The 583-nt window shown below is 39.6% G+C and carries 1 protein-coding gene; it reads left to right on the top strand.

Translation table 11 applies throughout. The features are described from left to right. Positions 1-458 (top strand): RNA-guided endonuclease InsQ/TnpB family protein (locus P9687_RS02790; RefSeq protein ID WP_328228860.1); only part of this gene is annotated, 458 nt, incomplete at its 5' end. Positions 459-583: the final 125 nt, after the last annotated feature.

Below are 583 nucleotides of genomic sequence, written 5' to 3' on the forward strand. Positions count from 1 at the left end.
CACAACGAATTCTTTCTCGGAGAAAGAAAGGTTCTGCACGTTGGAACAAGCAACGACTAGTAGTGGCTAAATTACATGAGAAAGTGGCGAACCAACGCATGAATTTTCTTCATCATAAGTCAAAAGAATTAGCTTCTAACTTTGATGCTGTCGTGATTGAGGACTTGAACATAAAAGGGATGTCTCAAGCCCTTCACTTTGGGAAAAGCGTTCATGATAACGGCTGGGGAATGTTCACTACTTTCTTAGCGTATAAGCTAAAAGAACAAGGGAAACAACTTGTGAAAATTGATAAGTGGTTTCCCTCCACTAAGAAGTGTTCATGTTGCGGCAAGGAAAAAGAAATGCCATTATCTGAACGTGTATATAAATGTTCTTGCGGCTTTGTATTAGATCGCGATCACAATTCAGCAATCAATATTAAAAATGAAGGTATACGCTTATTAGCGTTATCATAAGTAACAAAACTCTTGGAACAAGAGGGTTAGCTCGGTCAGTTTTCGTTGGCTAGTAAAAGCAACGATAAGTCGAGAAGCCCCCACTTCAATCAAACCGTAAGGTTGATAAGTGGAGGGTAGTTCAC

This window comes from Weizmannia sp. CD-2023, from assembly GCF_036225245.1.
Lineage (GTDB): Bacteria > Bacillota > Bacilli > Bacillales > Bacillaceae_C > Weizmannia > Weizmannia faecalis.